This window comes from Clostridium sp. CTA-17 (genome assembly GCF_054767895.1).
This window is the reverse complement of the sequence record NZ_BAAABF010000002.1, coordinates 418,314-440,012: the sequence shown is the minus strand read 5'-3', so window position 1 is coordinate 440,012 and position 21,699 is coordinate 418,314. Positions and strand designations below refer to the sequence as shown.

Below are 21,699 nucleotides of genomic sequence, written 5' to 3'. Positions count from 1 at the left end.
ATCGTTTACAAACTATAATAAAATCAACTTGTTTAGCACAAGTAAACTTGTCTAAGTTTTGCTTATATTTTAGACAAGTTAATACTATCACATCTTTATTTCAATTTCAATACCCTTTATAAAGCTTTGTTTTCTCCCTTATTTTTATATTTTATCCTATAATATTTATAATTTACCTTATTTTAACTTGTATATTTTTATCATATCTATTTTAAAATAACTTTCTCTTAATTCAAATAAATAGAAATTTATGATATACTATTCCTATTAAAGGTTGTATATAATATAAATTTTATAAATAAGTAAGGTGTTAAGATGAAACTCACTACAAAAAATACTAAAACTTCCAAAAAATTGCTCTATGCATCTGTATATGATAAGTTATATAAAATGATTATTAATGGGGAATATCCTTTAAATTCAAAATTACCCTCTGAGCCTGAACTTGCAAAAACCTTTGGGGTTAGCCGTATGACTTTGCGTCAAGCACTCGCTTTACTTCAAGATGATGGTTTGGTAAAAAACGTAAGAGGCAAAGGGAATTTTATAATATCTCCAGAAAAATATACTCAAAGAGATTTCTTAGAGTTAATAGGTAATCCTATATACAAATGCCACACAGAAAAAATTGATGACATTGAATTTGTATTTCGCTTAGAACTTGATAGTGATTATACTAAACAAGTTTTAGAAAAGGATTCCACAGCAGTTGTTGCTTGTGAACGTTATTATAAAAGTAAAAATAAAGTTTTAGCCTACGCTTTTACCTTTATATCTGTTGAAACCATAAAAGAAATGGAAATAGATTTAAATAATGAAGGTGAGCTATTAGATTTTCTTGAGAAAAAATCCTATGAAATATCAGAAAGTTCTATATTAGAAATAAAGCATTCCTCTGCTGGTAATTCATTAAATCCAAAATATAAACTCGTTGGAGGAAATCAATGCGATTTAGTCTTAGAAACATTATATGCTAATGATTATTCTCCTCCTATATTATTTAACAAATACTATATTCCTTCTCAATATAGTACTTTTAAAATTAAAGCAAGAAAAAAAGAATAATTTAAACTTTTAAAAATATTTCTACATAAAAAACAGCAATAATATTTTAAATATTATTGCTGTTTTCATTTCTCATTACATTTTACTATATAAACTAAAAAACTTAATTTATTTATATAATTAATCCAACAATAGTTGCTGTTAACATACTTACTAATGTTGCACCATATAGTAATTTAAGTCCGAAACGTGCAACTACATTTCCTTGTTCTTGGTTAAGTCCCTTTACTGCTCCTGAAATAATTCCAATTGATGAAAAGTTTGCAAAAGAAATTAAGAATACAGAAACAATACCAATTGATCTTGCTGATAAATGTAAGTCTCCACTTGCTAATAAATTCATTGCAACGAATTCATTAGATACTAACTTAGTTGCCATTACGCTGGCAGCTTGTATTGACTCATTTAAAGGTACACCCATTAAGAATGCAAAAGGTGAGAATACATATCCTAGTATTTCTTGGAAACTCATTCCAAAGATTGATCTGAAAATCATGTTTATTACAGCAATGATTGCTACAAATCCAACTAACATAGCTGCTACTATAACCGCTACCTTAAATCCATCTAAAATATATTCACCAAGTACTTCAAAGAAAGTTTGTTTCTTTTCATCCTCAACTACTAAGATATCCTCTTCTTCTGATACAGAATATGGATTTATAACTGATGCTATAATGAATCCACCAAATAAATTAAGAACAATTGCTGTTACAACATATCTAGGTTGTAATAAAACCATGTAAGAACCAACTATAGACATTGATACTGTTGACATTGCTGATGCACAAAGAGTATATAATCTATGTTTAGGTAATAAAGCAAGTTCTTTTTTTACAGAAATAAATACTTCTGATTGGCCAAGTATAGCTGATGCTACAGCATTGTAAGACTCTAATTTACCCATGCCATTAATTTTACTTAAAACTAAGCCTATGTATTTAATTACAAAAGGAAGTATTTTTAAGTATTGTAAAATACCAATTAAGGCAGAAATAAAGATTATTGGTAAAAGAACACTAATAAAGAATGAAAATTGATCATTATTAACTAGTCCACCAAATACAAAATTTACTCCATCTCCTGCACATGCAAGAAGCACATCAAAACCATTTGCTATACTTCCAACTAAATAATTTCCTACTTGAGTATTTAGCAGTATAAATCCTAATACGAATTGTAAAATAAGCATTAAAAATATAGGTTTATATTTTATATTCTTCTTATCACTACTTCCAATCCACGCAAGTGCTAAAATAACAATTAATCCTACAACTCCAATAATATATTTCATTTTTTCCTCCTTGTTACATACCATAAGTTTAATATTATTATCTTGTGCATATGGTACAATAAATACACTTTTAGTAGATTGTTTTTAATATTTCTCAAAAAAATCCTTATTCAGTTTTATTTTTTAAAAAAATATTAATTCGTACATCTTTTCGACACATTTATAAACATTTCAATTATAAATTTCTTTTAAATATATGTAAAGGCTTAATAATATTAAAATTGAAAGAAGAAATAAAACTTATTTTAATTTTAACCATATGAATACGTTTCGAACATCCAAATACGCATTTTTATGCATTTTTAAAATTTTATAAAAAAATATTCAACCTCAAATTTTAATTTAAAAGTTAAGGTTGAACATAATAAATAAACTCTATTATTTATGAGATTTAATATAAAATACCCTTTGTATAGAATTAAATTCTTCGCAAATTTGAGATATTTCCTTTATATTAGGAACCTTTTTAGGTTTTATATCTATTCCCTGCTCAATAGATATTGCTATTTTCTCTAATACAAGTAATAATTGGGCTAATTCATCATCAGATAAATTTAAATATTTCTTAGTTGTACAATACTTATCTAGTAAGTAACTAATATGCTCTAAAGAAAAGAATACAGGCCATAGCATTTCAAGCATTTCCTCATTACGAGGAACTTCCCCTAAGGCAGTGTTATATGCCACCTTAAGATTCATTAGGTCTATACTCATTTTTTCTTTCATATTTTTTATCTTTTTATTATTAATTTCTTTATCATTAGTTGATAGAAGAACTAATAAATTTTTTTGACTATGTATTAACTTTACTATTAAATCCTTTAATCTACTAGAAGCTGAGCGTCGTCCAAAAATATAAATACCTATTAAACCTATTAAAGAACCTACCACTATATCAGTAATACGTGCTGTTGCAAAATAAGTAATATTATGTATTTGTGTTGAAGTCTCTGCTATAAGTAAAGCATTTGGCGTAATAAACATTACTGCTATGGCATAATTTTTTACAATAAAAAGCTCTGTTAAAGCTGTTAAAATCATATTAATTATAACTATTATAAAACCATTTGGATTTGTTTTTAAAATAATAGTAACTATTATTACTCCAATAATTGTACCAAAGGATCTTTGAATTGATTTATGAAAGGTTGATATAATAGTTGAACCTGACATGACAGCAGCACAGGATAAAGGTATCCAGTATGGCCTTGAAAAAGGAAAACTAAAGGCTATTATAGCTGATATAGAAAGAACAACCTCATATCTAATTGCATTAATAAATACTATTGAATCTTTATTACAAGCTCTTTTAACCTTACTCATTAATGAAGTTTTTGAAATTTTAATACTTCTTCCAATGTATGTTAATGGCAAATTTATGATAGCTTCAGTATCATAAATTATTTGTAAAAGCTTATGGTAATCCATATCTAAGTTTTCATAAGAATCTATCTTAAGCTTGTCTCCATCCTTAAAGTCAATTGCCATAGCTAACTTTCTTATCATATTACTAAATTCTTTTGGCAACTTCTTATTTTTGTTAACATGCAACTCAAGCATTTCTAAAAATAATTTATTACCCTCTTCATTTAAAAGGTATAATCTATTAAATAAGAATGAATTCTTCCATGGAATATATCCAGTTAAAAGAATTTCCTCCGCTTCCCTTAAAGCATTTACAGTTTTATTTCTTATATTATTAATATCTTCATTTCCAATGGCTTCACTAAAATCTGCTAAGGTTAAATAAAGTCTTTTAATAACTTTTATTTCAGGACCATGTGGATTTAAAAAATATCCCTTCATGCTCATTAACCATGCAAAAAGTCCTCCCATAAGAACAACAAAAAATCTTATAAACGCTTCTGACTGATTAACAGGCATTCCTGTTGACACTAAAAAACTTAATACAAAGAACATTGAAGAAGGTCCTGGTATTTTTAAAAGACCAAATATAAAAATTGCAATTCCTCCAATTAAACCTACCGTTAATATAATAAGTATTGGATATGGAGCTAATAAAGTTCCCAAAGCAACTGACAAGCTAATACCAAGGGCTGCAAAAAATATTTTTTTACCACGCTGAGCATAAGGCTCATTTATAACATATAAATATGAAAAACTTCCTATTCCACCTAATAATCCTAAAGGAATTTGACCTATTAGAACTCCTATAAGTACTGGAAATCCTGCACAGATTCCAGCATTTATTGCTTTTTGCCAAGGAAAAGGAGTTTTATTAATTTTAAATAATTGCTTTATTATAGTTTTATCCATGTACACTCCTTTTTAAAGTCTATATTTTCTACTAAACTTTATATTTATTAATCTAAATTGTTCATCATTTTCTCTAAAACACTATTAAAAATCTCTAATTCTTCTTTATTAATATTATTTATAGCCTCTACTTCTATATTCTTGGCTTCTTCAAACCATTTAGGAAACATTTCATAAGCCTTTTCTGTTAAATTTATAATTCTTTCACGCTTATCCTTCCCCTCAGTTCTAATAACTAAGCCCATTTCCTCCATCTTAGTTAATGTCCTAGTAATTGTTGGAGCCTCTACCCCAAGATATTGACTTATTTCTATTTGGGTACACTGTTTCTTTTCATGTAAATACAATATAATACTCCACTGTGATGAATATAGCCCAAGAGGAGCAATCTTTTCATTTAATTTCTTAGTAAAATTTCTAGCTAATTGATTCACTTTATGCCCATATAAATTCAATTTTATTCCTCCTTCTATTTAGTTACCTAAGTAATAATTACCTAGGTAATTATATCACCTTAATTTATAAGAATCAAACTTCCATAAAAAAAACACATGAATATATTTATACAACATATTCATGTGGTTATAAAAAATTATACATTTATATAATCTTCTATTGACTCTAAAACAACCTCCTCTGGATAAAGGGCCATAACTAAATCATCTTCTATAAGTTTATAAAATCTTGTAGAATAAGTAATTAAAAACTTACTATTAGGAAGAGTAAGCCTTAAGATTTCCCCATAACAATTAGGCTTTCCTCCACTAGGTTCCCCTATTATTTTTGCATTAGTACTATTTTTAAAGGTATAAGCATTTAAAAGGGCTGAAGAAAAAGTTTCTCTTCCTATTATAACTTTTAAATTTTCCTTTTTATTTATCTTTTCATTGTACTTTAAATAATCTATTAAAGGAGTAAAAAGTGTTGAATCTCCACCTAAATTATTTCTTAAATCTACAGTTACCTTTTCTATGTTTTCCTTCTCAATTAGGCATATTATATTTTCAATCTTTTTCCCTATGCTTTCCTCTCCATTCTCCCTACAGCTATTATATTTTATGTATAACTCTCCACTCCCTAAAATTTTAAACCAAAGATTTTCAGAATCATTTTTAGCATACATAGGCAGTCTTTTATTTGTATAAACTAAGTCCTCAAAGGAACAGGTTAAAACCTCATATTCTCCCTCGTCTAAGGTTATTTTTACTTTTTTCATGGTATCAATTATTAAAAGCCCATATAAAACCTCTGCTATTTGCATATATTTCATGCTTTGAGCCTTAAAGAAATACTCATTTTCAAAGGAAATAATATTAGAAAGTTCCTCTAGAACCTCTTCTATTTTCATATCACCAAGGGCTAAAACCTTCTTAAATAACAAGTTTTCATATCCTTTGCATGTATTTATAATATATACTCCATCATTAAAACAATAAAACTTTAATGGAATAAACCTTTTAGCAGGAAATATAAGTGAAGTATGGGCATCTCTTAAAGAAGCCACAACCCTTGATATTTCAACCTTCATCTCCTCATAATCTAACTCATTAACAATGCTTTTTAAATTCTCTATCTTTTCATTAAAACTTTCTTCCTCTGTATAAGCAAATAGATTTTTATGCCTTTTCTTAAGCTCTTCTTTTAAATATTCAATGTCCTCTACCCACTTTTTCTCCCATGTATTTTCCATAAGCTCTCCTTTGCAGATAATATTAAAATACCAATACTATAAATTTATGTTTCAAATATATATATATTATTTTAAATTTATCTTTAATTCTTTATTTATCTCTTAATCTCTTTAAGACTACTTCTCTTTCTAAATCTCTAAACTAAAATCCGCTTAAGTCCTCTAAGACACAATCTACGTCTCCTTTTCAAAATATCTATTGTAAACTATTTATATTTTAACACATTAATAAGTTGATTAAAGGTTTACTTTTGGATAAAATATTAAGGTACGATACAAAACATTAAGATTAAGTTTATAAGATACTAATGAGGAGGATATTTTTCTATGGACGTACTTGTATATGTGGCTATCAGCGTTGGTGTACTATCTGGAGTTTGGGCATGGATGGCAGCAGTATTTGGAATGGTAAGTTGGACTGGCTTTGTTGGTTGGACTAGTTATTATTCCTCAGGTGGAATGGCTAAAGGACTTTTTAGATCTCTTTGCTCAAATGCAACAGGAATTATTTACGCCCTGCTTATTATAAAAGGATCATCTATTTTTCCAAATGAATATTGGTCTTATTTTTTAACAGCCTTTTTCTCTTTTATGATGGTAATACAAGCCAAGCTTAAAAAATTCGAATTTATCTCTGGAGCATTCTGTGGCTGCTTCTCAACCTTTGGATTAAACGGAAATTGGCAAGCTGTAATACCAGCACTACTTTGTGGAAACGTATTAGGATATATATCACAAAAGATAGGAATCTACTGTCATAAAGTATTTAGTAAGAATTAAATACTATGAGATAAAAATTAATAGAGAAGATATAGAAGCAATGCTTTTATATTTTCTCTATTTTTATTTTATAAATTAACAAAAAACAAAGATTCATGCTTAAAATAAGTTACTACATTTGTTTTATTCTACAATTACTAATTTAGTGGAGGCGATACGTTACCTTTAAAATCCGACACTAAAATTACTAACTTAAAAATTATATAAGAAATTATTACTTATACCTTCATATTATAGTTCTAATTCTAACTTTTAACTTCTTTTTCATGATTTGTATTTAAATTTACTATTTGCAATAATTCGTTTATTTCTTTTATATCATTACTTGTTAATTCTGTCCTATATATTGTTATAATCTGCTCTATTATTTCAATTGATTTTTTAATATTGTTAATTCTTAAATAGCAATATGCTTTATATTTCAAAATATTATATTTTGACTTTATACCTTCTATATTTAAAATTTTATCATAATAGTCTATTGCTTCTTCAAATCTCTCCATTTCCATATTTACAATAGCTAAGTTCATAAATGTAGATTCATTATACTTTATGTTACTTATATCTTTAAACAATTTCTCAGCTTCCTTTAATGCTGAATTCTTATTCATTCCTAATTTATCAAGTTCAACTTTACTTCTAGATGCTAAAAGATAGCATTCACCAAACTCTTTTAAATATCTATCTTTACAGAAATAATTATCACTTTTTGGAGTATCAGTTACCATGCCAAAATACTCTATCGCTATACTATAATCTCCTTTTCTTGTATATGCTATTGCTATATTATTTAATAATTCATCCTTTCTAGTTGTATACTTTAAAGCCTCTTCATAAAAATTAATAGCCATATCAAATCTTCCTTTATTCATCTCTATACTTCCTAATTCTAAATATATAAAGCAATTCTGTTTATCATACTCCAAAGCTTCTTTAAGTTTCCTTTCTCGCTCTTCACCATTATGTTTTAAAGCTTCTTTAATCATTCTTTTTAATATTATTTTTTCATGTTTTATGGTTATCTCTTTTTCTATCCCCTGACTAATTATTATGTTAGCTTGTTCTAGATTATTAAATAATTCTATTAAACCATCACGTGACTTAATACTCTTATTTTTCAGATTCGTAAATTCCCTTAGTTTGCCATGCATTAAATCATTTCTTGGTGATAATACATCACTTGTATATTGTCTTATTTTCGAATAACTTATATTATTTTTATTAATTAAATATCCATCCTCTATTAATTTTCTAATTAATTGAAAAGCTGAGTAATATTTATTGTTTTCACTATCAAATGTATATAGTTCTATATCTCTATCTGTAGATATATTATTTCTTAGAACATAATATATGAATGATTCTAATGCTATTGCTCCAGAAACGATTGTATCAATATAATCAAATTTATTACTTGAATATTTGGCTTTATTGAAGAAATATCTATATATATCTATATCTAACGAATCCTCATATTTCTCATTACCGATTTCATAAATCTGACTATTACTTGTATTAGGAGAAATATATCCATTAATAGTTTCTTTTAAATTTATCCAATTTTTATATAAGAATATACAAATCATACTACAATCAGATGCAGAAGCATTTATAAAATAATTTCCATTTTTATTTATATTATATTTTATAATTAATAACTCTAAGGTTTTTTGCATTAATTCACTAAAAAACTCTTTTTTATTAAATACCTTATCTATTTCTTCAATCTCTTCCTTAAATATCTCAATAAATATCTGTACTGATGTACTTTGAAAACCATATTCTCCTCCTCCAACAGAAAATGTAGATTCCCTTAAAGCAATAGACTGATGCTCATGCCATTTTCTTTCTATATTAATTAATAATGCTCTTTTTTTATTCGGTAAACAGTCAAAAAAATTTTCACTTAATGAAAATTTATAACATGCATCCCTACTATTTAAATAATATGGTAAATCATAATTTATAACTATCTCTGCATCAATATCATTACTATTTACATATTCATCAAACACCTCTGGGAATTTCCTAAATGTATTAATATCCATAACAAATCCTCCTAATATTATCCAATCACACAATATCTATTCTACCATTTTAGTGCTAATATTATAAATTTATACTTTATTCATATTTACTAATATCATTTTATTACTTTAAAACTATTCATAATTACGACAAAAAAATCCACAACAGTAATTTCTGTCGTGGATTTTTTTGGTAGAGGAGGATCATGAGCTTTGAAAGCCACCAATAAATTTTAAATTATGTCATTATATAATCTATTCCATTCTGTTTCTAAATCTCTGTCCATTGCTCCAATATCTAAACAACTTTCTTTATATAACATACGAATTTCCTGCAATCCTGCAAATGCCAACCTTGACCATGCTACTGAATTCAAATGAAGTGCAAAAGTTAAAATATTTCCTCCAGAACGTATTCCTGCATCTATACCGTCTACGATACATAAACTTCCATGCCCTACTAGTAACATTCTTCTTAGTTCAGGGTTATTTCCAAAAGGAATAGATTCTTTCCAAGTGTTCTTATGATAAAATCTGCTTTTTAACATCCATAAGAATCTTATAATAACTTCGTTTAAAAACACAGGTATTGCCATAGCAGCCCCATATCTTGCATCATATCCTTCTTCAAAAATCTTGACTGATAGCTCTGCAAAAGTTTTACTTTCTCCATTAATATTTAAAGATCCAAAATCACAAAATTGAAACATCTCAAAAAATGGAATTGATACTCCTGCTCCTCTTTTTCCATCTTTATGCCCCCTTGTCCCGCTTGAACCTGCAACATCTGACATTATATGGCCAATCCAGTTACAGAACCCGCAAAACAATCTTGATGTAAAAGTTTCTCCTTGAAGTTTAAATTTGCTGTCATTGCTTTCAACTCTGATTATTCTTCCATTGCTTATAAAACTAGATGTTCCTGTAAATTGATCCAAAACTGAAAAGAATAATCCTATTAAATCTGGAGAATGTCCAAGTGACTTTAAATGATGATTTGATGCACTCATCTTAAACATTTCATTATCTAAGCCAATATCAGATGCATATCTTGCATCATAATTTACTTTAAATCTTTTTTCTAAATATCCAATAGCTGAACCAATACTATCTGGTCTCTTCTTTAAATTAGCACCACCTTTTTTATCTGAATCCCATACCTTTCCTGCAAACACTTGAACTAGATCATCTGTTTTTTTATCTGTCCATTTACCAAGCTTACTTGCCCCTGGCATTCCTACAAAAAAGCTATCAATAAGGCCACACGCCACTCCACTTAAAGCTCCAATTAAATAATCATACTTATCGCAATTAGCTTTTTTCATAGTGTAATCATTTTTTATTCTTTCACTTATTTCCCCTTTTTGTTCTTGTGATAATAAACTCTCAAATGGATCTTTCGATAAATCTACACTATTGTCTAATGCATATTTTTCTATATTATTTATATATTCATTCCAGCTTGTCTGCTCATTTAATTCAACAATATCAATTTTTTCAAATTCATATGCTTTTATGGAATTCTTTTCTTCTTGTGTAAGTTCACATAAATCTGATTCAAAATTATCTATATCATAATTAATATTATCTATATCAATTCCACTGTCTAAACACATTGATTCAGCCATTTCGATAAGTAAATCTAAGTTATTTAGATTTTCATCATTAACATTAGACAATTTATCTATTTCTATTTGAAAATCCCCTAATGCACTCTGTACCTTTTTCTTTTGATTATCTTGAATAAGCATTACTTTCCCAGCTTCACTAATCTTATCATTGCTTATATTTTTTTTAGACATTGTATTTTTCCATCCTTAAATTGTAATACTATTTATTTTTTAATTTAGAAAGTTTTTAACAAAACTTTTTGCTACTCCTTTAGCACTTGCTAAAGTTGCATCTTTAATATTCATATAACCAATAGACTCAAGTGCACTATATAATTGATCTAATACATTTAATTCTTGTTTATCATCTAACTCAAGTACAGTTTTAATTTCTTGCATGTTATCTGAATTTTCAATTGTAATTTCTTTTTCAATGTAATATGATAATACAAATAAACGTAATTTTTCTTTTGTTGGCTCATTTGTAAGTTCTTCAAGTCTAGTTCTATCTAAATATTTTGGAAGTTTTGCAATGATTGCTTCTTCTTCAGCATAATTTATTTTGCTACTTGTTTCTTTAGCACCATTACTCATCATTTCTAGAATTTTAGATAATTTTTTAATTTTTATTGTCGCTTCCATACCTTTATTTATTTCTTCTGTAAGTTGCTTTGATATTTCATTTACATCTTCAATTAAATAATTAAGAGATTTTTGAGAATTTTTAATTATTGCTTGAAGCATAAGTTCTCTTTGTTTATTATTTTCAAGTTCACTAAGTCCTGTAACCTTTTTTATTCCTTTATATGTTCCTACTCCAAGTAATGCAACAACACCTATCCCTGTAAACATACTAGAAAATCCAAGAAGCCCTCCCATGCCAAGAGTTGCAAGTCCAGATGTTAATCCCGCAGCAGACATTCCAATAACAGATCCAGAAAAATATACAGCCGCAAGAGGTACCCCTACAGCTCCAGCCTTAGCCCCTATATCTTTCATTGATTTAACAATCTCAGAATCATTTTTTCTCTCATTTAATATATTTTCATCATTTTTAATTACTGATATAATAAGTTCTATTTGTTCATCATTAATATTTAATTCATTTTGTAATTCAATTATAAATCTATCATTTTTCCACTGCTCTATATCGCTCTTTAATTTATAAATATATATTATATCTTTCATCAAAGATTTTTTTACTATATCAATACATCCATTTGGAACATTTGCAGATAGATACTCTATTAAACTTTTACTATCTTCAATACTATTCTTATCACACATATAACTTCTTAGACTTAATCTATCTTTAACATTGTAATCTATTCTTACAATCAAAGATATAATTTCAGCATATTCTTTTGCATCAATGACATCATCGTCTGAATAAGCATAATTACAAATTATCTTTATATATGCACTTTTCACTTCATTATCCATATCTGAAAGAGGAAGTGTTTGAGATGTTGTTTCAAACAATTTTTCTTCTCCACCTTCATTTATTATTCCATTAATAAAATTAGCAAACTCTTTAAAATTAATACTAACAGAAGATAATGATGGTTCTTTTTTAGTGCCATCATTTAATTTTAAAATTACTTTTTCACTTTTTACAACTTTTCCATTATCTTTAATAATTTCTTCACATACATATTCAGCTTCAGATATATCAGAAAAATTAAATATAGTAGATTTTTCAAATGTATTTTTTACAAATACTTTATCTCCTAATAATACAATTCCTTCTTTTGCACTTCCAAACAAAGTTGAATCTACAATAGCTAAAACATATTGTGGGTTTACTCCTTCTGCAATTGATAGAATAGCATTATTTAATTTCTTTTCAGGTATATCTGGAGCTATATATACTCTATCCCCTATTAACGATACGTTTTCTTTTATATAATTTTCTACTGACATAAAATTCTTCTCCTTGTTTTTAATTATTTATATAATTCATATGTTTTTTGTAGAATATTCTTTATTTCATCTAAATAATCTTGAAACTTTTTAACCTTCAAAATTTCCTTTTATTAAAGAATCTATTTCTTCAAACATTTAACATAAATCTCATATCTCACTTTATAGAATTTAAAAGCTTCTTCAATAATTTAATCTGTGTTAGCCTGTCCTAAACTACTTCTATTAAACCTCACTATAATCAAATTCAATTTCTTTAAACCATTCAATGCTATTTTTAATACTTCAAAGTAAATCAATCATATTTTTAACTACTTATGCATCTTTAAACTAAGATTTCAACTATTATTAATAAATTCAACCACCTCACTAGGTATTAATTTTTTAATCTTATATTAATTAAAAATCTTTCTAAATTTTCAATTAATATTTTCATTATTTTACCATACATAATAATTAACTTCAAATATGGATAATATTTTAATAAAATTATTATAATTTAAAATCCAACTTACTTTTATATGGAAATCATTATCATATTTTTTATATAAATCATATCTTTTAATTTTACTTAAAAACTTACCTCCTTTATTATTTTAAGCATAGAATAAAATCGCTCTACTTAGCTGGTGGTATTTCCTTAGCCCTATAATAAAGGCATACAACCTGCTCTGCGTTGAGTCTTAAGACGCTTAAACCGTCAGCCATCCGCTTACCTTTTAGAATCAAATAAAACTTAAAACACTTATTTTAGGTGATATTTGAACAAATATGTATATATGGTCTACACAAACGTGTGCTCATACTATCCTAACTCCTTTGCATTCACAAAGTTGCCTTAATATCTTACTTATTTCTTGATTTTTCTCTCAATATATTTCTTTTCTTCTGTATTTCAGCGAAAAAACTATATGATATTTACAACTCCATTTTGTATTTGCTAAGCTGTTAGTATACATTTAAAAACCTCCTTTTGTTAAAATAAAAATAGGCTCACAGCCAGTTTTAGTAACAAAAAGGAGGTTTTTTCTTACATCGCTAAAGGTCTTGTGAACATACTCACATAGCAAGTTATTTTCATTAAACAATAAAAAAACCACAAAAATCAAAAAATATGATTTTCGTGGTTTTTTTATGGTGGAGGCGACGGGTGTCGAACCCGTGTCCGAAAGCAGACCAGTAAGACTTTCTACGAGTGTAGTCTTGTGTTTTAAAATTCCCTCAGAGAACGTCCACAGACAAACTTCCTCTTTGGTAAGCTTCATAAATTCCGTTCCTAGCTCAAAGCTTTGCTAGGCTCGGTTCCCCACTTTTAAATGACACCCTTACTCTCAACCGTGGGCAATTGAGGAAGGATGAGCAGCGCTAAATTAAGCTGCTAATGCAAAATTATCTTCTGCGTTTATCTTTAATGCATACTTTATTATCGAGGCACCATGCTTCCCTCGACTCGCTTATCAAACCCATCTTACCCCCGTCGAAGCCAAAACGCCCCCATGTATGAGATAATAATATGGTCTAAACGCTAAATTCCATATTCAATTTTTAAATTATAAAGTTTTAATCAAACTTATGTTCTCATTATATATTAATTAATTAATTTAGTCAAGGGACATATATTTTTGTTTGTAAGAGATAAATTCCTTGACTAATTAATTAACTTTTAACATTCTAAAACAGACAATTTATATAATACCTAATTCTACTTAAAATATCAATGGTTAATTTTACCTAAATTAAAATTTCTTATCTTTTGCTCTCTTTAAGCTTAAAATGTTACTTTTTAGCCCTATTTAGCTAATAAAAATAATCTTAAAAAAATTATTTAAAGTAAACTTCTCCATCTTCTATCTTATCTATAGTAACTAGAGATTCAACTCTTATTCCTTTGTCTTCTAAGTGAGCTCTTCCGCTTTGGAATCCTTTTTCTATAACTATTCCTACTCCAACAACTTCAGCTCCAGCTTGTTTAACAACATCTATTAATCCAAAAACTGCACATGCATTTGCTAAGAAATCATCAACTATAAGGATTTTTTCTCCTGGTTTTATGAATTTCTTATCAACAACAACATTGTATATTGTTTTTTTAGTAAATGAATAAACCTCTGAGTTAAATACCTCTTCTCTCTTGTTTCTTGGTAATCTTTCTATTTTCTTACCAAAAACAACTGGTACATTATCAAAGTATTGAGCAGTTATTATTCCTAATCCTATTCCTGTTGATTCTATTGTAAGGATTTTGTCTATTTGATCATTTTTAAATCTATCTTTAAATTCTTTTCCTACTTCGTTAAAAAATTCTACATCCATTTGGTGATTTAAAAAAGAATCAACCATTAAAATATTATCTTCTGTAACTCTACCTTCTTTTTTTATCTTATCTTTTAATAGTTCCATTTGGTTACATCCTTTCTTACTATTAATTTATAGTATTAACTTCCTATATTATATCATAATAGGAAAACCTATTGCTATCTAATTTTATTATACAGTATTCTTATTATTCATGTAATCCTTTTTAGTAATTCTTTATATAATAATAGTAGAAGAATATTTAGGAGAGATAAATATGACTTCATTTCAATCATTAATAATAATACTTATATGTATTTTATCCATAATTATAATTTTATATTTAATCGAGTCAGATAATTTTCTGCCAGAAAAACAAATAAGGAAATATGTCTCTCTAGGGAAATTTAAACATGCTCTTTATCTTTTAGACAAGTATTCAGCAAAATTAGATCCTCTATTTTTCTATAATAATAAAATTTTAGTACTATCAAAACAAAAAGATTTTGATGCAGCCTATGAACTTTCCATAGAGGCAATAAAAAACCTTAAAGAACCTAACTATGAACTTTACAATAATATTGCATTTGTATATTATAATCTAAAACTTTACCATAGAGCCATAGATTTTTCAGAAAGAGCCTTAAAATTAAATCCTATAGATACCTTTGCTTTAAGTAATAAAGGTTTCTCTTATATTGAAATAGGAGAATACTCTAAAGCTGAGGAATCTTTTGATAAAGCACTTGAGTTTAACCCTTGTTTTAAAAACGCCTTATCTGGGAAGGCATATTGTGCTTTTGAAAAGGGGGATTATCTTCTTGCTACTAAATATCTTGAAGATTTTGTTTCAATTGAAAAATCCAATGCCTCTGCCTATAAAAAGCTAGGAGAATGTTACTTTCTTTCAAATGACTTAAAAAACAGTTCTAAAATGTATGAGAAATCCTTAGAAATAGATCAAGAAAATGATGCTTCTTATTGTGAATATGCAAATGTACTTCTTTGCTTAGGTCACTATGATAAAGCCCTAAACAATTTAAATAAGGCCCTTGCCATATCCCCATATAACTTTATGGCCTTTTATTATAAAGCAAGAGCTTATTCATTAAAAAAAGATTTTGATAATGCCTTTTATTATTTAGAAAGAGCCTTTAACTATTGTGACTCCTTAAAAGAAATAGCTCTTAAGGATGAGATGCTTACAAACTTAAAATTTTTCTCAAAGTTTAGTGAATTATTAGAGATTCATAATATACAAAACTAACTTTTAAAGTGAAAAGCTAAAAATTATTCTAATTAATTTTTTCATAGATTTAGAATCAATCTAAAAAAACTCTTAAATCTTAAAAATTACACCTATTAATTTTAAAACTTTAAGAGTTAATATAAATTTATACTGATTAATTTTTTAACTATTAATTTTTAATTATACTTCCTTTTTAAATTTATACAGAAAAATCTTATATAATAAGTTTAAAATACGAGCCTTAATAATACTTAGTTTCTATACTAACTTTATTAAGGCTCTAAATTCTATTTATAAACTACTCACTAAAATCATCTACACTTATACTTAAGAAAATACAGTCATTATTTCTATTAATAGTTTCTTTTATTTCCTCTGAATCCATGTCCATTCCTATAACATTACTACTAATTCCATTTCCTGAAGTTGCATAATAAAGACAAACTCTCTTTCCTTTTTCAAGCTCTAAATCATAATCACCAGCAAAATTAGCACTAAAATAGTCCTTTATATTTTCCTCAGCCTTGTAATTATGACGACTATAAGCTCCATCTCCACCTAAAAGACAATTTATCCTATTATCATCTTTAAAGTTTATTCCTAAGGTTATATTCTCTTTCCCCTTTTCATATGTTTCACTTACACTTGTTAAAATAGGTTCATTTTTAACTTCTTTCCCCTCTTTATAAACCTCATAATTTAAATCAATCTTATACCCCTTACCTTTAGAAATGTTTTTCACCTTATAGAAAAAAACTCTATTTTCAGTCAAATTTAAAATCTGCTCCTCTTTTTCTGAAAGCTTCTCAAAACTTACCTTTGCAACATCATTTTTAGAAAAGTCTCCACATCCCATAAATAAGAATGCTGGAATTATAGCTAAAATTACCCCTTTTAAAATTCTCATTAAAACACCCCTATATTAAATTTTATATTATAATTTGCAAATCCCTATTTATATTAATTGTAACTATTTTTTTATATTATATGATCAATTTCTAATTGTAACCTAGGCTTTTAAAAATTTATTCTTACTTAAAGCCTCTTATATTTTTAATTTTCAAGGATCTTCTAGAAAATTGACTATTTTAAATTTATAAATTCCCTAAATTACTACCTCTCTAAACTTTAACCTCCTCCCCCCTTATAAAATTTCTCCTTTACATAAGTTAATAAAAACATATAATAGCCTAATTTAATCTAAAACTTTATAAATTAATAATAAACAAAAGTTCCTTGACTTAAATATAAAAAAGGTACTTAAAAGATAAAGTTTTAAAATTAAAATAATAACTTTTTCTTCTAAGCACCTTCTAGAAAAGAATCTAATATCTATTTCTTTCCTTAAGTTGTCTATCCATCTCTCTCTTATGAGCCTTTTCAAGCATTGTATCTCTCTTGTCGTAGTTTTTCTTACCTCTACAAACTCCTAAGTTAACCTTAACTCTTCCATTCTTTAAGTATAAAGAAAGTGGTATTAAAGCAACCCCTTGTTGTTGAACTATTCCTATTAATCTTTGAATTTCACTTTTATGAAGAAGTAATTTTCTTTTTCTTAAAGGATCAACATTAAATATGTTTCCTTGCTCATAAGGACTTATATGCATGTTATTTATAAATATCTCTCCATTATTTATATCTGCATAACAATCCTTTAAGTTAACTCTTCCGTTTCTAATAGACTTAACCTCTGTTCCAACTAAAGCTATACCTGCTTCCATAGCCTCATCAACAAAGTAATCATGTCTAGCTTTCCTATTCTCTGCTAATGTCTTATTGTCTTTTCTCTTTGCCATACTTCTCACCTACTATGGTTATATTAAAAGCAATTTTACTTACCCAAAGCAAAATGCCTCTTATTTCTTTTCTTTGCTTATTATTTTAACATATTTACTATTTAAATGTAAATTCACAAAACTATACTTATTAACCTTAAGCTAATAGCCCCCTATATCCTCCCCATAAAATCTTCAAATCACGTTATCATGTCCCTCCATACTTTTCCACATAAAAAGTTTCAAATCACCTTACGCTTTAACTAAATAACTATTAAACATACTAATTTTCTATGTGAATTATTCTAATATTTAATAAGCTAATAAATAGTCTAATTTTAGATTTTATCCTATTAAACAAGTTTATCTCCTAAAAGCCTTTAAACATATGAAGAGATTAATAAACCTTATAAATATAATATAGAAAATATCTATATAAGTTTTAGACCTTAAGAAATTATATAGATATTAATAAAACTTACAAACAATATGAAGAGAATATCTAGATAAGTTTTACAATTTAAATAGTAATTTTAAACAGCTCCTATATAAAATAAAACTAAATTACTTTTTATATAGCTACTCCTATTATATTAAATACTAAGTTCATTAATTTAATAAAAAGATATTAATAAAACTTATAGATAGAATGTAGAGAATCTCTACATGAATTTTAGAATTTAAGTAGTCACGTAAAGTAAGTTACGTCAATAAACCTGAATGTCCGAAGCGCAGCAAGTTTTCAGGTTTTAGTAACTTACTTGGAGTGAATACTATAAATTCTTAATGAAATGTAGTAATTCTCGAAATCTATCTATAAGTTTTTTATCTTCCTATTATTAAAGCTCTTCCTCAGCAGATGCTTCTCTTGGTTCTATTATTTCAACTTTCCCCTCTGCTTCAAGCTCTTTTTTTACTTCATCAAGTAATTCTTCTCTCTCTTCAGTTTCAGCTTCTTTTTCCTCAATAGTATACTTATCTTCAACTATTTCAAAATAAACTTCTCTAGTATCCATTTCTACTCTTGAGCAAAGAACCTTAACCTTTTCTCCAAGTTTATAAACCTTCTTAGTTCTTTCACCTATTAATTGAAGATTTTCTTCATCATAGATGTAATAATCATCTCTAAAGCTTGTTACATGAACAAGACCTTCTATGGTATTTGGAAGTTCAACAAATGCTCCAAATCCAGTAACTGAAGAAATAATACCATCAAATATTTCTCCAATTCTATCTTTCATATATTCAGCTTTCTTAAGGTCATTTGTTTCTCTTTCAGCTTCTTGAGCTATTCTTTCCATTTCTGAAGATTGCTTAGATGCAGAATCAACAATGCTTAAAAGTCTCTTAGCTCTCTTAGGATCAATCTTCTTATTTATATATTCTTTTATTATTCTATGAATTTGTAAGTCTGGATATCTTCTAATTGGTGAAGTAAAGTGACAGTAGTATTCAGCTGCTAATCCAAAGTGACCTGCACAGTCTGGAGAATATCTAGCTTGCATCATACTTCTTAAAAGTAATGTGTTTATTACCATCTCTTCATTTTTGCCCTTAACTTCTTCAACAACCTTTTGTAAATCTCTAGGTTCAATAAGTTCTCCAAAGTTAAATGAATATCCTAAGCTATATGCAAAATTTTTAAATCTTTGAAGTTTTTCATTATCTGGCTCCTCATGTATTCTATATACAAAAGGTATTTCAGCCTTATTCATATATTCTGCTATAGTTTCATTACATACTAGCATAAATTCTTCTATGATTCTGTTTGCTATAGCTCTTTCATATGGTTTTATATCTATTGGCTTTCCTTTTTCATCTAAGATTATTTTGCTCTCTGCAAATTCAAAGTCAATAGCTCCTCTTCCCATTCTTCTCTTATTTAAGATTTTGCATAACTCTTCCATAGCCTTAAAGTCATCTACTAAATCTTTATATCTTTCAATTAACTCTTGGTCATTATCTCTTAAAATCTTAGTTACATCAGTGTATGTCATTCTCTCATTAGTTTTAATTACACTTTCATGTATTGAATGGTTAACCACATTTCCTTTATGATCTATTTCCATAAAGCAAGTTAAGGCAAGTCTGTTCACCTGTGGATTTAATGAACATATTCCATTTGATAATTTTTTAGGAAGCATAGGAATAACTCTATCAACTAAATAAACAGAAGTAGCTCTCTTAAAGGCCTCTTTATCTAAAGGATTATTTTCTTTTACGTAATGAGTTACGTCTGCAATGTGAACTCCTAATTTATAGTTTCCATTTGGAAGTCTTTCTATAGATACAGCGTCATCTAAATCCTTAGCATCTTCACCATCTATAGTAACCATTTTTACATCTCTTAAATCTGTTCTTCTCTTAATTTCTGACTCTGGGATTTCCTCTGAAATTTCTTCTGCAAAGGCTAAAACTTGTGGAGGGAATTCTTCTGGAAGAGCATATTTCTTAATTACAGTTATAATATCTAAGCCTAAATCTCCTCTGTTTCCTAGTATTTCTACTACTACTCCTTCTGGATTCTTTCTTCTACCATCTGGCCACTTAGTTATTTCAACAACAACTACATTGCCTTTTTTAGCTCCATTTCTATCCTTCTTAGATATGAATATATCATTTTGAATTCTTTGATCTTGTGGAAGTACAAATCCAAAACTCTTATTATCTTCATATATTCCTATTACCTTTGTATTAACTCTCTCAGTTATTCTTACTATTTCACCTTCACGTCTTTTGCCTTCTTGGCTTTCTTTTATAACCTTACCTAATACTCTATCTCCGTTCATAGCACCATTTAAAGCATTTTTAGGTATAAATACATCTGTTACACCTTCTTCATCTGGTATTAAGAAACCAAAACCTTTTTGATGTATTTGAATTTTTCCAGGTATTAAACCTACTTTATCTATTAAGCCAAATCTATCTTCCTCATCTCTTGCTATTAAACCCTCTGCTTCTAAGGCCTTAAAGACTTTTTTAAATTGTTTATATTCAGCTTTATTTATGTTAAATATCTTTGATAATTCTAACATTGTCATTGGTCTGTATGCTTCTTCTTTCATAAGACCTAAAATTATATCTTTTATTTTCATGCTTTTTCCTCCGTTCTATATATAGATTTAAATGCAACTTTTATATTTTAGCTCAAAGCCTGTTTCTCTTAAATTCTAATGGATTAACTCACCTAATTATCTAAGATACTGCCAGGAAACATTGATTTATCATTCTACTAATATGATATGTTTAAATCCTATCTTTGATTAAGGAAATTCAATCCAGTATTAGCTTAAAAACCATTCTTGCAAAATGTTAAATATGAATTTTTTAATCAATCCAATATAATTTAAAAGCCACCCTAATTATATGGGTGGCCAAAAAATAACTATTTAACTAAGTTTATAGCTAATGTATTTATAGCGAATAATACAGATGCAAAGATAGTAACTTTTATAAGTCTAGCTTCTCTTGTTCTACCTTTATTTCTTGAAAAGAAGCTGTCTTGACTTCCTTGAATTAATCCACTTAAGGCATCTGCTTTACTTGGTTGCATCATTATTGAAACCAAAATTACTATAGCTAAAATAGTTTGGACCACTACTAAAATTGTGTTCATAAGAAAACCTCCTAAGCTTTGTATAGTTGCATAATTCCATGCAATTATCATATCACACCAATGAAAAATTTACAATATTTATATCCTTGTCCATCACA

At 27.4% G+C, this 21,699-nt stretch carries 15 protein-coding genes, 1 other RNA gene and 1 pseudogene; 3 read left to right on the top strand and 14 right to left on the bottom strand.

Features of this window, described 5'->3' with window-relative positions; translation table 11 throughout:
* Positions 1-315: 315 nt before the first annotated feature.
* Positions 316-1,065 carry a GntR family transcriptional regulator gene (locus ACYUCG_RS06345; protein WP_460268313.1) on the top strand — a complete coding sequence of 250 codons (750 nt, stop codon included), beginning with the start codon at positions 316-318 and terminating at the stop codon, positions 1,063-1,065.
* A 112-nt stretch (positions 1,066-1,177) separates the two neighbouring features.
* On the opposite strand, the gene ACYUCG_RS06340 is transcribed toward ACYUCG_RS06345, so the two are convergent.
* The 4 genes from ACYUCG_RS06340 to ACYUCG_RS06325 form a co-directional block, all read right to left on the bottom strand.
* Entirely contained in the window at positions 1,178-2,359 is a 1,182-nt protein-coding gene (locus ACYUCG_RS06340; RefSeq protein WP_460268312.1) for a NupC/NupG family nucleoside CNT transporter, read from the bottom strand.
* Between the two features lie 378 nt (positions 2,360-2,737).
* Entirely contained in the window at positions 2,738-4,636 is a 1,899-nt protein-coding gene (locus ACYUCG_RS06335) for an FUSC family protein (protein WP_460268311.1), read from the bottom strand.
* A gap of 47 nt (positions 4,637-4,683) precedes the next feature.
* A complete protein-coding gene (locus ACYUCG_RS06330) occupies positions 4,684-5,091 on the bottom strand; it encodes a MarR family winged helix-turn-helix transcriptional regulator (protein ID WP_087325733.1) in 408 nt (135 codons plus the stop codon).
* A gap of 137 nt (positions 5,092-5,228) precedes the next feature.
* A complete protein-coding gene (locus ACYUCG_RS06325; protein ID WP_460268310.1) occupies positions 5,229-6,326 on the bottom strand; it encodes a peptidase S41 in 1,098 nt (365 codons plus the stop codon).
* 327 nt (positions 6,327-6,653) lie between these two features.
* Between ACYUCG_RS06325 and ACYUCG_RS06320 the strand changes: the two genes are divergently transcribed.
* Entirely contained in the window at positions 6,654-7,106 is a 453-nt protein-coding gene (locus ACYUCG_RS06320) for a DUF1097 domain-containing protein (RefSeq protein ID WP_003477908.1), read from the top strand.
* A gap of 245 nt (positions 7,107-7,351) precedes the next feature.
* Here the strand turns inward: ACYUCG_RS06320 and ACYUCG_RS06315 are convergent, their stop codons facing one another.
* The 6 genes and pseudogenes from ACYUCG_RS06315 to ACYUCG_RS06290 all read right to left on the bottom strand — a co-directional run bounded on the left by ACYUCG_RS06315 (position 7,352) and on the right by ACYUCG_RS06290 (position 15,066).
* The gene (locus tag ACYUCG_RS06315; RefSeq protein ID WP_460268309.1) at positions 7,352-9,154 is read right to left on the bottom strand and encodes a tetratricopeptide repeat protein; all 1,803 of its coding nucleotides are present in this window, start codon (positions 9,152-9,154) and stop codon (positions 7,352-7,354) included.
* A gap of 212 nt (positions 9,155-9,366) precedes the next feature.
* A complete protein-coding gene (locus ACYUCG_RS06310; protein WP_460268308.1) occupies positions 9,367-10,935 on the bottom strand; it encodes a hypothetical protein in 1,569 nt (522 codons plus the stop codon).
* Positions 10,936-10,974: 39 nt separating this feature from the next.
* A complete protein-coding gene (locus ACYUCG_RS06305; RefSeq protein ID WP_460268307.1) occupies positions 10,975-12,666 on the bottom strand; it encodes a hypothetical protein in 1,692 nt (563 codons plus the stop codon).
* A gap of 728 nt (positions 12,667-13,394) precedes the next feature.
* A pseudogene (gene tnpA / locus ACYUCG_RS06300) lies at positions 13,395-13,625 on the bottom strand (IS200/IS605 family transposase); the annotation flags it as partial.
* 176 nt (positions 13,626-13,801) lie between these two features.
* Positions 13,802-14,162, bottom strand: a transfer-messenger RNA (tmRNA) gene (ssrA, locus tag ACYUCG_RS06295).
* A 325-nt stretch (positions 14,163-14,487) separates the two neighbouring features.
* Positions 14,488-15,066 carry a xanthine phosphoribosyltransferase gene (locus tag ACYUCG_RS06290; protein WP_003465824.1) on the bottom strand — a complete coding sequence of 193 codons (579 nt, stop codon included), beginning with the start codon at positions 15,064-15,066 and terminating at the stop codon, positions 14,488-14,490.
* Between the two features lie 172 nt (positions 15,067-15,238).
* Between ACYUCG_RS06290 and ACYUCG_RS06285 the strand changes: the two genes are divergently transcribed.
* Positions 15,239-16,228, top strand: a complete 990-nt coding sequence (locus tag ACYUCG_RS06285; protein ID WP_460268306.1) for a tetratricopeptide repeat protein — start codon at positions 15,239-15,241, stop codon at positions 16,226-16,228.
* Positions 16,229-16,508: 280 nt separating this feature from the next.
* Here ACYUCG_RS06285 and ACYUCG_RS06280 read toward each other — a convergent pair whose 3' ends face one another.
* From ACYUCG_RS06280 to secG, 4 genes are all read right to left on the bottom strand, one after another.
* A complete protein-coding gene (locus ACYUCG_RS06280; protein ID WP_283704491.1) occupies positions 16,509-17,117 on the bottom strand; it encodes a hypothetical protein in 609 nt (202 codons plus the stop codon).
* Positions 17,118-17,535: 418 nt separating this feature from the next.
* Positions 17,536-18,006 (bottom strand): SsrA-binding protein SmpB, encoded by a 471-nt coding sequence (gene smpB, locus ACYUCG_RS06275; protein WP_003456486.1) that lies wholly within the window; start codon positions 18,004-18,006, stop codon positions 17,536-17,538.
* 818 nt (positions 18,007-18,824) lie between these two features.
* The gene (gene rnr / locus ACYUCG_RS06270; RefSeq protein WP_060796329.1) at positions 18,825-21,080 is read right to left on the bottom strand and encodes a ribonuclease R; all 2,256 of its coding nucleotides are present in this window, start codon (positions 21,078-21,080) and stop codon (positions 18,825-18,827) included.
* Positions 21,081-21,370: 290 nt separating this feature from the next.
* Positions 21,371-21,601, bottom strand: a complete 231-nt coding sequence (gene secG / locus ACYUCG_RS06265) for a preprotein translocase subunit SecG (protein WP_003477916.1) — start codon at positions 21,599-21,601, stop codon at positions 21,371-21,373.
* Positions 21,602-21,699: the final 98 nt, after the last annotated feature.